Raw genomic sequence first — 12929 nt, 5'->3', positions numbered from 1 at the left:
CCGTCCGGGGTCAGGTGTCGCAGATGTTGTCGCTGGCCCGGATCTCGCCCTCCTGCTTCGGGATGCCGGCGCCGGCGCTCTTCAGGACCGTCCAGTTCCGCCCGACGACGAGGTCGACGACGCCCGGCGTGCCGCCCTTGCGCGCCGTCGGCTGGGGCTTGCTCGGGATCAGATCGGCGAGCGTCTGGGCCTGCTGGTCGGCACCGGCACCGTACAACACCTTGGTGGCCGGGGTGGCGGCCGGTGCGTTTCCGCCGACCGTCACCTGGAAGCCCTGCGACTCCAGGTCGTCGGCGACGCGCCCCGCCTGCCCCTGGACGCCGCTGCCGTTGTAGACGCGCACCCGCACCTGGCTCGGCGAGATCTTCGGCGTCCCGGCCTTCGGCTCCTTCGGGACGGTCTTGTCGTTGCGGACCGCCGCGAAGAACGGCTGCGCGGCGTCCCGGAGCGCGACGCGGTTCGGGTCCTGCGGGTCGGGGCCGGACGGGACGGTCACGAACCGCAGCTTGCCGGAGGTCATGCCCTGCATCTCGCGGGCGATGTCCATCATGACGTCCGGGGTCAGCTCCTCGTCGGTGGTGAGCGACTTGGTGACCGCGTTCATCAGCGTGTAGAGCTTCTTCGGGTTGCTGAGCACGCCGGCGCTCATCGCCTGGTTGGCGAGCGAGCCCATGAACTTCTGCTGCCGCTTGATGCGGTCGGTGTCGGAGCCGTCGCCGAGACCGTGCCGGACGCGCACGTACGCCAGGGCCGTCTCACCCTTGATCTTGTGCGGGCCCTTGCCCAGCCGGAGCCCGGACTTCGGGTCGTTGACCGCCTTCGGCAGGCAGACCGGCACGCCGCCGACCGCCGTGGTGATCGTCTTGAAGCCGGTGAAGTCGACCTGCATGAAGTGGTCGATGCGGATGTTGGAGATGCTCTCGATCGTCTTGATGACGCAGGCCGCGCCGCCGTTGGTGAACGCCGAGTTGATCTGGGCGCGGGACTGCGCCGGGATCGTCCCGCCCTTGCGGCCCCGGCAGGACGGCATCGGGATCATCAGGTCGCGGGGGAAGCTGATCCCCATCGCCTGCCCGCCGCCGGGCGACAGGTGCAGCAGGATCATCGTGTCGGAGCGGGGCAGCTCGTTCTTCAGCTGGCGGCCGTACTTGCCGTTCGCCCCCGCGCGGGTGTCGGACCCGAGCAGCAGGATGTTCATCGCGCTGTTCAGCTTCTTCGGCCGGTTGGGGCCGAGCTGCGCGTTGACGTCCTCGTGCGAGATGTTCCCGAACGCCTTGCGGTACAGGCCGTAGGCCGTCAGGGAGCCGGCCACCATGACCGCCGACAGCCCGATGCACACCCATCCGAGGATGCGCCAGCCGCGTCGCGGCGCCGGTTGGGGATCGGCGTCGTCGACGTACTCCATGTACATCGGATTGCTGTTCATCGGCTCCGTGGTCCGGGGTCTCAGCGGTTCTTGGGGGCGTGGGGGGTGATGGTCCCCCACACGGGATCGCCCGCTTTCCGGGGTCGGGGTCTGGACGAGGGCAAGGAGAGCGTAGGTCAGGAGAGCCGGTACGGGGACCCGGATCCGTCATTCGGACCCGGCGTGCCGGCCACCACCGTCACATGCTCCACGGTCAGGCGTTGATCTAGGATGGCTTTGTCAAAGTTTCGTTGAATTATGACGGAAGCACCCGAGGCTAGTGGTGCGAGTAGACCCGCCAGTACCCCCTCCAGTGTGGTGAACGGCACGTCAACCAACAGGCGGTCGCGTGCGTCCAGCTCCCATTTCTCGGCGGCCTCGCGGGCGGCGGCCACCAGCTCGCCCTGGCCGAGTGTGGTCTTTGTCACACTGAGCGCGGGAGCCTCCGGCGTCACCTCCGCCCCGGGCGTGAACCGGTCGCCGTGGCCGCGGACCTCGTCGGCGTAGTCGATCACGCCGGGCGGGCAGTCGGTGAGCGGGCCGCCGAGCGCGTGCAGCGACAGCCCGACGATCTCCTCGGCCTCCGTGTCGCCGACCACGTCGTCCAGCACCTCCTGAGCAGCCGCCAGGATGTAAGGGCCCTTCCGGGGGGTGTGGGGGGTCGTCCCCCCACCTGAGTACGGCCCGGAACCGCCCACCGGTTCGCCGGCGCGGCCCTTCACCGTCTCCGGGTCGACCGGTTCGGCGATGACGCCCGCCGACCAGCAGGCCATCAGCCACACCGCCGTCTGCCAGTGCGGCGGCAGCACGAGCACGGCGCGGGTGCCCGGCTCGGCGCCGAGCCCGTCCACGAGGAAGTTCGCCGTCTTGGCGACCCAGTTGTCGAACGTCTTCGCGGACAGTTCGACGCGCTCCCCGGTCGCGTCGTCGTAGAAGGTGACCAGCGGGTTGGCGGGGGCGTCCGCCACCCGCCGCCGCAGCAGCTCGGCGGGCGTGGCCGCGCCCGGGTCGGGTTCGCTCATGGCCCGAGCGTATGCCCGCATGATCGCCCGAGGCCCACCACCCGCCGGGTGCCGCTACGCTCCGCACGGGTGGACGACCACCGCACACACCATTTCTGCGCACACCGACTCGGGGCGGGACGATGAACGCTGGCCGGCTGCTCGTCCGCGTCACGGTCGCCCCGGCGCTGCTCGTGGTGGCGTGGCTGGCGGTGTCGCTGCCGCTGCTGCTGGCGGGCGTGTTCCGTCCGGTCCCGGCGATCGCGCTGTTCGTGCCGGTCGCGGCCGTGGTGCTGTGGTTCGGCCTGCGCTCCCGTCCCGGCGTGGACGAAGCCGCGAAGCGGGGGAGTCTCAACGCCCCCGGCGGCGTGGAGTCGGTGCCGCGGTGGGTCACCTGGAGCGTCCTCGCGATCACCGTCGCGTTCCTGGTGCTCCAGGTGGTGATGTGCGCGGAGCAGATCGTCGTCCGCCGCGACCCGGCGTCCTACGTCCAGTTCGCGACGTGGCTGGCGGAGCACGGGTCGCTGCCCATCCCCGAGTCGGCGGCGGCCTTCGGCGGCCGCGACCCCGTCCTCGGGTTCGCGAGCCCCGCCTTCTACCAGGACGGCGGCGCGGTCGTCCCGCAGTTCATGGCGGGCATGCCGCTGATCCTCGCGCTCGGCGGCTGGCTCGGCGGCACCCACGGCATCCTGCTGATGGCGCCGCTGCTCGGCGCGTGCTGCGTGCTCGCGTTCGCCGGGCTCGTCGCGCGGCTCGCCGGCCCGCGCTGGGCGCCCGCCGGGGCGCTGCTGCTCGCGCTGACGCTGCCGATGCTCTACGTCTCGCGCAGCACGTTCAGCGAGCTGCCCGCGATCGTCCTCCTGCTGGGCGGCCTGTCGCTGCTGTACGACATGCGCCGCGACGAGGGACGCAGCGCCGACCTGAAGGCGTTCTTGGCGGGCGCGGCGCTCGGGCTGATCGTGCTCGTCCGGATCGACGGGCTGCGGGACGTCCTGCCGGTGCTCGTGTTCGCCGGCCTCCTCATCGGGCGCAGGCGGCGCACCGGCTACTGGGTCGCCGGCGGGCTGCTGCTCGGCACGGCCGCGGGCTTGGTCGAGGGCTTCACGCTGTCGCGGCCCTACCTTTCTTATCTGGGGTCATCGCTGAAGCCGCTGCTGGCGATCAGTGCGGCGATCCTCGTCGCCACCGTCGCCATGGTCGTGCTGCTGCGGGCGGACCGTACGGGCACGCGGCTGCGGCGGCTCGGTACGGCGGTGGCGCGCGGCCGGCTGCCCGGGGTCGCCGCCGTCCTCACCGTGCTGGTGATGGCGGGCTTCGCGGTCCGGCCGCTGGTGCAGACCGTCCGCCGGGTGCCCGCCACACGCGACGACCAGCTGAACGTCCAGTTCATCGAGACGATCCAGCGGATCCAGCACCTGCCGGTGGACGGCACCCGTCAGTACTCGGAGCTGTCGCTCTACTGGGTCGTCTGGTACATCGGCGTCCCCGCGCTGCTGTTCGCGACGCTCGGCGCGGCGCTGCTGGTGCGGCGTCTGATGCGCGGGCAGTCGCCGGAATGGCTGCTTCCCTACGCGATGGTGGTCTGGACGACCGCGCAGGTGCTGCTGCGGCCGGGCATCACCCCCGACCATCCGTGGGCGTCCCGGCGGCTGATCGGCCTGGTCATCCCCGGACTGCTGCTGTTCACCGTGTTCGCGTGCGCGTGGACGGTGCGGCGCGTCCGCCGCGTCGGGTACGGGCCGAAGATGGTGAACCGGGGCACGGTCATCGGCGTCGCGCTGATGCTGGTGCCGATCGTGCTGACGTCCGGCGGGTTCCTGGTGACGCGGACCGAGCAGCACGAGGTGGGCGCCGTGCGCGGCATGTGCGACGCGCTGAAGCCGCGCAGCTCCGTCGTGGTGGTCGAGCAGTCCACGGCCGACCGGTTCCTCCAGGTCGTGCGCGGCATGTGCGGGCTGCCCGCCGCGCGGGTGAGCGGCGGCGCCACCACGGCAGACGTGCGGCGCGTCATCGCCGGCGTCGCCGGGGCCGGACGGCGTCCGGTGATCATGGCGGCGAAGCGGGAGCAGGTCGCCCCCTACGGCACGCCGGAACGCGTCCTCCACGTGCGGACGCGGCAGGACGGGCGCACCCTCACCAAGCCCCCCGGCGGGACGTGGGGACTGTCCATGGAGGTCTGGATCGCGGAGCCGTCCGCGCCTTAGCGGCTGCCGAGGTTCGGCGGGGCGAGTATCCTCGCGCTGCGTGAGCACCCAGTCTGCCGAGCCGACGACCGAGACCGCGACCGCGACCGCGCCCGCCGCGCAGCCCGCGGCCGAGCCCGTCCAGCCCGAGGCCGCCGCGCAGCCGGAGGCCGCCGCGCCGCCCGGGCCCGCGCCCGAAGCCGCGCCCGCGCCCGAACCCGAGGCCGGGCCCGTCCACGTCACGATCGTCCTGCCCTGCTACAACGAGCAGGACCACGTGATCGCCGAGGTCGAGCGCATCTGCAAGGCGATGGACGCCAGCGGCAAGACCTACGAGCTGCTGGCCGTCGACGACTGCTCGACGGACGACACGCTCGCCCGGCTGCGCGAGGCGGAGCCGCGCTTCCCGAACATGCGGGTGATGGCGTTCCAGCACAACAGCGGCTCGGGCACCGTCCGGCGCATCGGCTCCCAGCAGGCCCGCGGCGAGATCGTCGTGTGGACGGACGCCGACATGTCGTACCCGAACGAGCGCATCCCCGACCTCGTCGACGCCCTCGACACCGACCCGTCCATCGACCAGGTCGTCGGGGCGCGCACCACCGAGGAGGGCACGCACAAGGTGCTGCGCGTCCCCGCCAAGTGGTTCATCCGCAAGATCGCCGAGCGGCTCACCAACTCCCGGATCCCGGACCTGAACTCCGGGCTGCGCGCGTTCCGCCGCGAGGTGTCGCTGCCGTACCTGCGGCTGCTGCCGCCCGGGTTCTCCTGCGTCACCACGATCACGATCGCGTTCCTGTCGAACCAGCACCCCGTCCGGTACATGCCGATCGACTACGCCAAGCGGGCCGGCAAGTCCAAGTTCCACTTCACCAAGGACGCCTACCGCTACATCCTGCAGGTGCTGCGGATGGTGATGTACTTCAACCCGCTCAAGGTGCTGATGCCGCCCGCGCTGTGGCTGATCCTCATCGGGCTCGGCAAGGGCGTGTTCGACATGGTGGTGCACTTCGGCTACTTCGCCAACAACACCATCATGATCTTCGTGACCGGGTTGATCATCGCGTCGCTGGCGCTGCTCGCGGACCTGATCGTCCGGTCCCGCGGCGACGTCTAGCGGTGGCGTCCAGCGGCATGCGCATCGCGATCGTCGGGCCGGCGTTCCCGTACAAGGGCGGCGGCGCCCGGCACACGACCGAGCTAGCGCACCGGCTCGCGGCGGCCGGGCACGACGTGGCCATCGAGTCGTGGCGGGCCCAGTACCCGTCGTTCCTGTACCCGGGGCAGCAGACGATCGCCGAGCCGGAGGGCGAGCCGTTCCCCGGCACCCGGCACCGGCTCGACTGGCGGCGCCCGGACGGCTGGTGGCGGACGGGCCGCGCGCTGCGCTCGCACGACCTGGTCGTGCTGGTGGTGCTGAGCACCGTCCAGGTGCCGTCCTACCTGGGGATTCTCGCCGGGGTCCGGCGGGGGACGCGGGTGGTGGCGCTGTGCCACAACGTCCTGCCGCACGAGCGGAAGCCCTACGACGAGCCGCTGATGAGGCGCCTGCTGCGGAAGGTGGACGGCGTGCTCGTCCACACCGAGGCGCAGGCCGACGTCGCGCGCGGCCTGACGAGCCGTCCCGTACGGGTCGCGGAGATGGCCGCGCACCTGCCGTCGGGCGGGGCCGCCGCACCGGGCGACGAGAAGGTCCGCCGGCGGCTGCTGTTCTTCGGGATCGTCCGCCCGTACAAGGGCCTGGACGTCCTGCTGCGCGCCCTCGCCGAAGGCCCGGACGACGTGTCGCTGACCGTCGCGGGCGAGTTCTGGGGCGGGCTCGACGAGACCCGCGAGCTGATCGGCTCGCTCGACCTGACCTCACGGGTCGAACTGCGTCCGGGGTACGTGCCGGCCGCCGACGTTCCGGGATTGTTCGCCGCCGCCGACGCGCTCGTCCTGCCGTACCGGACGGCGACCGCCTCGCAGAACGTCTGGATGGCCTACGAGCACGGCCTGCCGGTGATCGCCACGGACGTGGGCGGCTTCGCCGACCAGGTCAGGGACGGTGTCGACGGGCTGATCTGCGCGCCGGACGACGTCGCGTCACTGGCGGGCGCGCTGCGCCGCTTCTACGAGCCGGGGGAGCCGGAGCGCCTGCGCTCCGGCGTCCGCCCGGTCGACCACGGCCCGCTGTGGGCCGCCTATGTCGACGCGCTCACAGGTGGGGTTCGATGTCCTTGAGCAGGGCGCGCTTCGGCTTGGCGCCCACGATCTGCTGGACGGGCTGGCCGTCCTTGATGAGCAGCATGGTGGGCAGGCCCATCACGCCGTAGGAGTTCGGCGTGTTCGGGTTCGCGTCGTAGTCCATCTTCGCGATCTTGAGCTTGCCGTCCTTCTCCTGCGCGATCTCCTCCAGGATCGGGGCGATCATGCGGCAGGGCCCGCACCAGTCGGCCCAGAAGTCGACCAGCACCGGGATATCGCTCTTGAGGACCTCGTCCGCGAATGTCGCGTCGGTCACGGTGATCGGGGCCGTCACGGTCCCTCCTTCGTAGGCTGCGTACCCGTCACAAGCGCCTCGGTCGGTGGTTCATTCCCGGCCCGCGGAGCGGTACGCCCCAGCAGGAACGCGACCCCGGCGTTGATGAGGTCGGCGGCGGTCAGCAGCACCCGGGACGCGATCGCGACCACGACCGGCGCGCCCGCCGGCAGCACCGGCGTCAGCACCACCGTCAGCGCCGCCTCCCGCGCCCCGATGCCGCCCGGCGCGATGAAGACCAGGAACCCGGCGACGAACGCCAGCGCGTAGGCGCCGGTCGCGACGAACGGCAGGCCCGCGCCGTCGCCGCCCACCGCCATGCACAGCAGCCAGGTGTGCACGCCGAACAGCGCCCAGCCGAGCACCGTCCAGCCGATGGCCTTCAGCGTCGCGGCGAGGCTCACCGGGTGCTCCAGCGGCGGGCGGCGGATGAGCTTGAGCATCGTCCCGAGCGCCCACGTCACGATCTTCGGGTGCAGCAGCACCAGCAGGACGGGCGCCAGCAGGAACAGCCACCAGTACTCGTCCCGCGCGGCCGCCGACGTCAGCGGCAGCGTGACCGCCGCGACGGCCAGCCCGCAGGCCGTGGACGTCGCCACCGCCAGCAGCGTCGAGCCGAAGCTGCGCTCCGGCGGCACCTTGTGCTCGCGGGTCATCTCGATCTGCGTGACCAGCGCCCACACCTTGCCCGGGACGTACTTCCCGAGCTGGGAGATCCCGGAGATACGGAAGATGGCGCGCACCGGCAGCGGCGACCCGAGCCCGGCGAGGAACTCCCGCCAGCCGAGCATCCAGACGAAGAGCCCCGCCAGCCCCGCGGCCAGCGCCGCGGCGAGCGTCGCCCAGGACATCTGCTGGAACGCGCGGACCGTGTCGTCCCACTGGGACGCCACGCTGTAGCCGCAGAACGCCAGTGCCAGCAGCACCAGCAGCACCCGCAGCGCGCGCACGGCGACGACCTTCATCTTCACGCGCCCAGCGTAGGCGAACGCGGCCTCCCACCCGCGCGCTCGGCCTAGAGTTGGGGACGATGAAGATTTCGGATGTGGTCGCCTTCATGGGGCACCAGGTGCACGTGTGCCGGTACCGGGAGGCGGGGACGCTGCTCGGCTGGATGGGACGCGACCTGCGCGGCAAGCGCGTCCTCGACGTCGCGGGCGGTGACGGGTACTGGGCCGGGCAGGCGCGCAGGCGCGGCGCCGACGCCGTCTCGATCGACCTCGCCCGCGGCAAGATGACCTACGGCCGGACGCTCGCGCACGCCCCCGCGCTGATCGAGTGCGACGCGCTCAGGCTGCCGTTCGCCGACGGCTCGTTCGACGCGGTCCTGTCGGTCTGCGCGATCGAGCACTTCGACGACGGCGGCAAGTCCCTGGACGAGATGGCGCGAGTGCTGAAGCCGGGCGGCCAGATCTTCATGTCCGCCGACGTCCTCAGCCGCGCCGACGCCTGGCCGAAGCTGCGCGACGCGCACAAGGCCAAGTACCACGTGCAGCACACCTACACCCACGACAGCCTGCGCAAGCTGATGGACGAGCGCGGCCTCGACCTCGTCCGGCACAGCTACCAGTTCCGCACGGCCGCCACGGAGCGCCTCTACCTGTCGCTTTCCACCTACGGCGGCAAGGTCGGCTTCAACGCCGCCGCGCCGCTGACCCCGCTCGTCGCCCTCGCCGACCGCAAGGCCCCGAACGAGCAGGGCAGCATTGTGCTCGTTCAAGCGCGTAAGAGATAGCGGTCGGGTAAGAGGGCCATCGTGAATCGCGTGGAACGAGGTCACCCGAGCGCCCGCCCGGCGGGCGTAGGCTCGGAACGTAAAGAGTGATCTACGCCACTGCGCTGGATGGGGGAGTGGACCGTGGCGCCTCGAATTCTCCTCGACGCCACCGCCGTGCCTGCCGACCGCGGCGGGCTCGGCCGGTACGTGGACGGGCTCCTGACCGCCCTGCACGCGCAGGGCGCCGACCTCGCCGTCGCCTGCCAGCGGGCGGACGAGAAACGCTATGAGGGCCTCGTCCCGGGGGCCCGGGTCGTCGCCGGCCCCGCGACGCTGGCGCACCGCGCGTCCCGCCTCGCCTGGGAGCAGTCGGGCCTGCCCCGCGTCGCCGAGAGCGTCGGCGCGGACGTCATCCACCTGCCCGCCTACACGATGCCGGTGGGTGCGGCCCTGCCGACCGTCGTGACGATCCACGACGTCACCCTGTTCGCCGAGCCCGAGCAGCACGACCCGGTGCGCACGTCGTACATCAAGTCGGCGACCCGCAGCGCCGCCCGCCGCGCGACCCGGCTGATCGTCCCGTCCCGCGCGACCCGCGACGAGCTGGTCGGCGTCCTCGGCGCCGACCCGGCGCACATCGACGTCGCCTACCACGGCGTCGACCACGAGGTGTTCCACCGCCCGTCCGAGGCCGAGGTCAAGCAGGTCTCCGACCGGCTCGGCCTGCACGGCCGCCCCTACGTCGCCTACCTGGGGGCGCTGGAGCCGCGCAAGAACGTCCCGAACCTGATCCGCGGCTGGGCCCGCGCCTGCGCCGGCCGCGACGACCCGCCGGCCCTCGTCCTCGCGGGCAGCGGCGGCTGGGACGACGAGGTCGACGCGGCCCTCGCCACCGTCCCGCTCGGGCTGCGCGTGCTGCGCCCCGGCTACCTGCCGTGGCCGTCCCTGCCGGGCCTCTTCGGCGGCGCCCTCGTCGTCGCGCTGCCGAGCCGCGGCGAGGGCTTCGGGCTGCCCGTCCTGGAGGCGATGGCGTGCGGGGCGCCCGTCCTCACCACCCACCGCGGCCCGCTGCCCGAGGTCGGCGGCGACGCGGTCGCCTACACCGAGCCCGACGCCGCCGGCATCGCCTCGGCCCTGACCGCGCTCATCGACGACCCGTCCCGCCGCGCCGACCTGGCCGAGGCCGCGCACACCCGCGCGCAGGACTTCTCCTGGACGGCCTCCGCGACCGCCCACATGGCCTCATACCAGCGCGCGGTCGCCCAATACGCCGCCACTCACACCCACTAGGCTCTCTCTCCAACCCGGAGAAAGGAACCGAGTGGAAGCGATCCTCCTGGTGGGCGGCCAGGGCACCCGCCTGCGCCCGCTGACGATCTCCACCCCGAAACCCCTGCTGCCCACCGCGGGGGTGGCGTTCCTGGCCCACCAGCTGGCCCGGGCCCACGCGTCGGGCGTCGAGCGGATCGTCTTCGCGACGTCCTACCGGGCCGAGATGTTCGAGGCCGCCTTCGGCGACCACGCCTACGGCGTCGACCTCGCCTACGTCAGCGAGCGCGAGCCGCTCGGCACCGGCGGCGCCATCCGCAACGCGGCGCGCGCGCTGACCTGCGGCCCGGACGACCCCGTCCTCATCCTGAACGGCGACATCCTCTCCGGCCACGACGTCCGCGCCCAGGTGAAGCTGCACGAGGAGGCCGGCGCCGCCGTCACCCTCCACCTCACCGAGGTCGACGACCCGTCCCGCTTCGGCTGCGTCCCGACCTCCCCCGACGGACGCGTCACCGCCTTCCTGGAGAAGACCCCGCACCCGGTGACGAACCAGATCAACGCGGGCTGCTACGTGTTCCGCCGCTCCGCCATCGACACGATCCCCGAGGACGAGGTCGTCTCCGTCGAGCGCGAGACGTTCCCGTCGCTGATCTCGTCCGGCGCCCTGGTCATGGGCCACGTCGAGTCGGCCTACTGGCTGGACGTCGGCACCCCCGAGGCTTTCGTCCAGGGTTCGCGAGACCTCGTCATGGGCGCCCTCGCGTCCCCCGCCATGCCCGGCGACCCGGGCGAACGCCTGACGCTCTCCGGCGCCCGCGTCGCCAAGGGCGCCGTGGTCCGCGGCGGCACCACCGTGGGCCGCAACGCCGTGATCGAGTCGGGCGCCACGGTGACCGGCAGCGTCCTCCTGGAGGACGCCTTCGTCGCCGAGGGCGCCACCGTGCGCGACTCCGTCCTGAGCCGAGGCGCCCGAGTGGGCCCCGGCGCCGTCCTGGACGGCGTGGTCCTCGGCGACGCCGCGGTGGTGGGCCCCGGCAACGAACTGCGCCCTGGCCTGCGCGTCTGGCCCGGCATAGAACTCCCCCCGACCGCGATCCGCTTCTCCACCGACACCTGACCCGCCCCGGGCAGGCACGCTGAGTGGGAGCAGGTGAGCGAGGGGAGCGGCCTTGGCGGAGCAGTGGGCGGGCGGTTTCCGCCTGATCCGGGAGTTGGCCTCGGGCGGATTCGGCTCGGTGTACCTGGGACAGGACGCCTCCGGACGCCGCGCGGCGATCAAGTTTCTGCACCCGCACCTGGCCAACGACCCGCAGGTGCGCCGCTACTTCGCCCAGGAGTTGGTCAACGCGCGCCGGGTCCAGGGCTTCTGCCTGGCCGAGATCCTGGACGCCGACGCCGAGGCGCCCCGTCCCTGGATCGCCACCGAGTACATCGACGGCCCCACCCTGGCGCAGGCGGTCCGCGAGCACGGCCCCCGCACCGGCGGTGACCTGCAGCGCCTCGCGGTGCAGACCATCACCGCGCTCAGCGCCGTCCACGCGGCCGGGGTGGTGCACCGCGACCTCAAACCCGCCAACATCCTGCTGGGCCCGGACGGCCCGCGGGTGATCGACTTCGGCATCGCCCGCGTGCTGGACGCCGACACCTCCTCGGCCACCCGGATCGGCACCGTCGGCTACATGGCTCCCGAGCAACTGGAGGGCACGACCCTGGGGCCGTCGGCGGACCTGTTCGCCTGGGGAGCGGTCATGATCTACGCGGCCACCGGAGGCGAGGCGTTCCCCAGCCCGAGCCAGGCCGCCCGCATCAAACGCGTCCTGACCGGCTCGCCCGAGACCGGCGACCTGGCCGTGCCCATGCTGGACATCGTCCTGGCGTGCATGGCCAAGGACCCCGCGGAGCGTCCCACCGCACGCCAGGTCCTCGACATGCTGATCACCGGCCGTGCCACATCGCCGCCGCCTGCGAACACCCGGTTCGACTACACCGACACCAGCCCCGTCCTGGACCCCGCTTCCTGGAACAACCGCGACACCGATTCGACGCCCTTCACCGCAGACGCCCTGCTCGCCCGCAGGTTCACCGATGAGAAGGGCGTCGAGTTCACCCTGGTCGGTGCCGGCGCCAGACCGTGCGGCCAAATGGTCACCGGCGATGGGCCGCTCACCGCAAAGGAAGTGTTCGAGGAGATCACCGCCCACGGTTGCACGCAGGTGATGGCGGGGCTCTACGAAGAGCGGGCTTCTCGTCCCGCGACCGGCCGTCCCCTCCGGGTCTCAGTCTCGATCTTCCCTTTCCCGGACGACGCCACGGCCAGGACCATGTACGACTACCTCAACGGCCTCGCGCGCTGGCACCTCACCACATGGCACCAACCGGACGGAGCCGACATCAGGCCCCTCATCCCGGGCCGCCAGTACTATCGCCACTCGCGCAACCGGGTGCACTTCCGCTACCTGGTCACCGTCATGGCCTACCGCTCCGACCTCACCAGAGACGGCGACCTTGAGCCGTGGCTGACCGCGGCGTCCGAGGAAGCCGCCAACTCCGCTGGCCCGCAAAGCTGACCGCACTATCGAGAACTCCGCAATGCCGCTCCGATGGAGGGGGCGATGCGCCGCGTATCGCGGTCGGCGGCCACGTCGCTCTGCCCGGTTGTGGCATCCACGGCCCCCGGCTGGAAGTAGTCCAGCCCTCCCAGCCGATCACGATGTTGACGTTGCCGAGACGGCAGTGACCCTTTTTCAACATTCGTTGAGCTCGCGGTTCTGAAGGACGTGGATGGCCTTGGCCAGGTGACCGGCCCGGTGGGGGCAGCACCGTAGCTTGG

The 12929-nt window shown here is 72.0% G+C and carries 11 protein-coding genes; 7 read left to right on the top strand and 4 right to left on the bottom strand.

Features of this window, described 5'->3' with window-relative positions:
- Positions 1 to 10: 10 nt before the first annotated feature.
- A complete protein-coding gene (locus tag ACGFI1_RS20085) occupies positions 11 to 1426 on the bottom strand; it encodes an LCP family protein (RefSeq protein ID WP_386873654.1) in 1416 nt (471 codons plus the stop codon).
- A gap of 116 nt (positions 1427 to 1542) precedes the next feature.
- Positions 1543 to 2427 carry a TIGR03089 family protein gene (locus tag ACGFI1_RS20080; protein WP_392732510.1) on the bottom strand — a complete coding sequence of 295 codons (885 nt, stop codon included), beginning with the start codon at positions 2425 to 2427 and terminating at the stop codon, positions 1543 to 1545.
- A gap of 122 nt (positions 2428 to 2549) precedes the next feature.
- Between ACGFI1_RS20080 and ACGFI1_RS20075 the strand changes: the two genes are divergently transcribed.
- Genes ACGFI1_RS20075 through ACGFI1_RS20065 form a run of 3 tightly spaced genes read left to right on the top strand, consistent with a single transcriptional unit; the run spans position 2550 to position 6812 of the window.
- Positions 2550 to 4610, top strand: a complete 2061-nt coding sequence (locus ACGFI1_RS20075; protein WP_392786995.1) for a hypothetical protein — start codon at positions 2550 to 2552, stop codon at positions 4608 to 4610.
- Positions 4611 to 4650: 40 nt separating this feature from the next.
- Complete coding sequence (locus ACGFI1_RS20070) at positions 4651 to 5706, top strand: glycosyltransferase family 2 protein (protein WP_392786993.1); 1056 nt, start codon at positions 4651 to 4653, stop codon at positions 5704 to 5706.
- A gap of 17 nt (positions 5707 to 5723) precedes the next feature.
- Positions 5724 to 6812 (top strand): glycosyltransferase family 4 protein, encoded by a 1089-nt coding sequence (locus ACGFI1_RS20065; protein WP_392786990.1) that lies wholly within the window; start codon positions 5724 to 5726, stop codon positions 6810 to 6812.
- Here the strand turns inward: ACGFI1_RS20065 and trxA are convergent.
- The gene (gene trxA / locus ACGFI1_RS20060; protein WP_386873659.1) at positions 6787 to 7110 is read right to left on the bottom strand and encodes a thioredoxin; all 324 of its coding nucleotides are present in this window, start codon (positions 7108 to 7110) and stop codon (positions 6787 to 6789) included. The two genes, ACGFI1_RS20065 and trxA, sit on opposite strands and share 26 nt — an antisense overlap.
- Positions 7107 to 8075, bottom strand: a complete 969-nt coding sequence (locus tag ACGFI1_RS20055) for a lysylphosphatidylglycerol synthase domain-containing protein (RefSeq protein WP_386873843.1) — start codon at positions 8073 to 8075, stop codon at positions 7107 to 7109. Before ACGFI1_RS20055 ends, trxA begins: the two co-directional genes overlap by 4 nt.
- A 65-nt stretch (positions 8076 to 8140) precedes the next feature.
- Here ACGFI1_RS20055 and ACGFI1_RS20050 point away from each other — a divergent pair, with 65 nt between their 5' ends.
- The 4 genes from ACGFI1_RS20050 (at position 8141) to ACGFI1_RS20035 (ending at position 12666) form a co-directional block, all read left to right on the top strand.
- Positions 8141 to 8845: a class I SAM-dependent methyltransferase gene (locus ACGFI1_RS20050; protein ID WP_386873660.1), complete on the top strand. Its 705-nt coding sequence runs from the start codon at positions 8141 to 8143 to the stop codon at positions 8843 to 8845.
- 123 nt (positions 8846 to 8968) lie between these two features.
- Complete coding sequence (locus tag ACGFI1_RS20045) at positions 8969 to 10117, top strand: glycosyltransferase family 4 protein (protein ID WP_392786988.1); 1149 nt, start codon at positions 8969 to 8971, stop codon at positions 10115 to 10117.
- Between the two features lie 31 nt (positions 10118 to 10148).
- Positions 10149 to 11216: a sugar phosphate nucleotidyltransferase gene (locus ACGFI1_RS20040; RefSeq protein WP_138639523.1), complete on the top strand. Its 1068-nt coding sequence runs from the start codon at positions 10149 to 10151 to the stop codon at positions 11214 to 11216.
- A gap of 52 nt (positions 11217 to 11268) precedes the next feature.
- Positions 11269 to 12666 carry a serine/threonine-protein kinase gene (locus ACGFI1_RS20035; RefSeq protein ID WP_392786986.1) on the top strand — a complete coding sequence of 466 codons (1398 nt, stop codon included), beginning with the start codon at positions 11269 to 11271 and terminating at the stop codon, positions 12664 to 12666.
- Positions 12667 to 12929: the final 263 nt, after the last annotated feature.

It is taken from the genome of Actinomadura geliboluensis, assembly GCF_043197915.1.
GTDB classification, from domain to species: Bacteria; Actinomycetota; Actinomycetes; order Streptosporangiales; family Streptosporangiaceae; genus Spirillospora; species Spirillospora geliboluensis.
Note: the sequence above shows the minus strand (reverse complement) of the source record. Positions and strands in the feature narration are given on the sequence as shown.

Bases quoted from the DNA above. Each gene is read 5' to 3' on its own strand.
- ACGFI1_RS20055 (WP_386873843.1), bottom strand. From the start codon at position 8,075: ATGAAGGTCGTCGCCGTGCGCGCGCTGCGGGTGCTGCTGGTGCTGCTG.
- ACGFI1_RS20050 (WP_386873660.1), top strand. From the start codon at position 8,141: ATGAAGATTTCGGATGTGGTCGCCTTCATGGGGCACCAGGTGCACGTG.
- ACGFI1_RS20085 (WP_386873654.1), bottom strand. From the start codon at position 1,426: ATGAACAGCAATCCGATGTACATGGAGTACGTCGACGACGCCGATCCC.
- ACGFI1_RS20075 (WP_392786995.1), top strand. From the start codon at position 2,550: ATGAACGCTGGCCGGCTGCTCGTCCGCGTCACGGTCGCCCCGGCGCTG.
- ACGFI1_RS20080 (WP_392732510.1), bottom strand. From the start codon at position 2,427: ATGAGCGAACCCGACCCGGGCGCGGCCACGCCCGCCGAGCTGCTGCGG.
- ACGFI1_RS20065 (WP_392786990.1), top strand. From the start codon at position 5,724: ATGCGCATCGCGATCGTCGGGCCGGCGTTCCCGTACAAGGGCGGCGGC.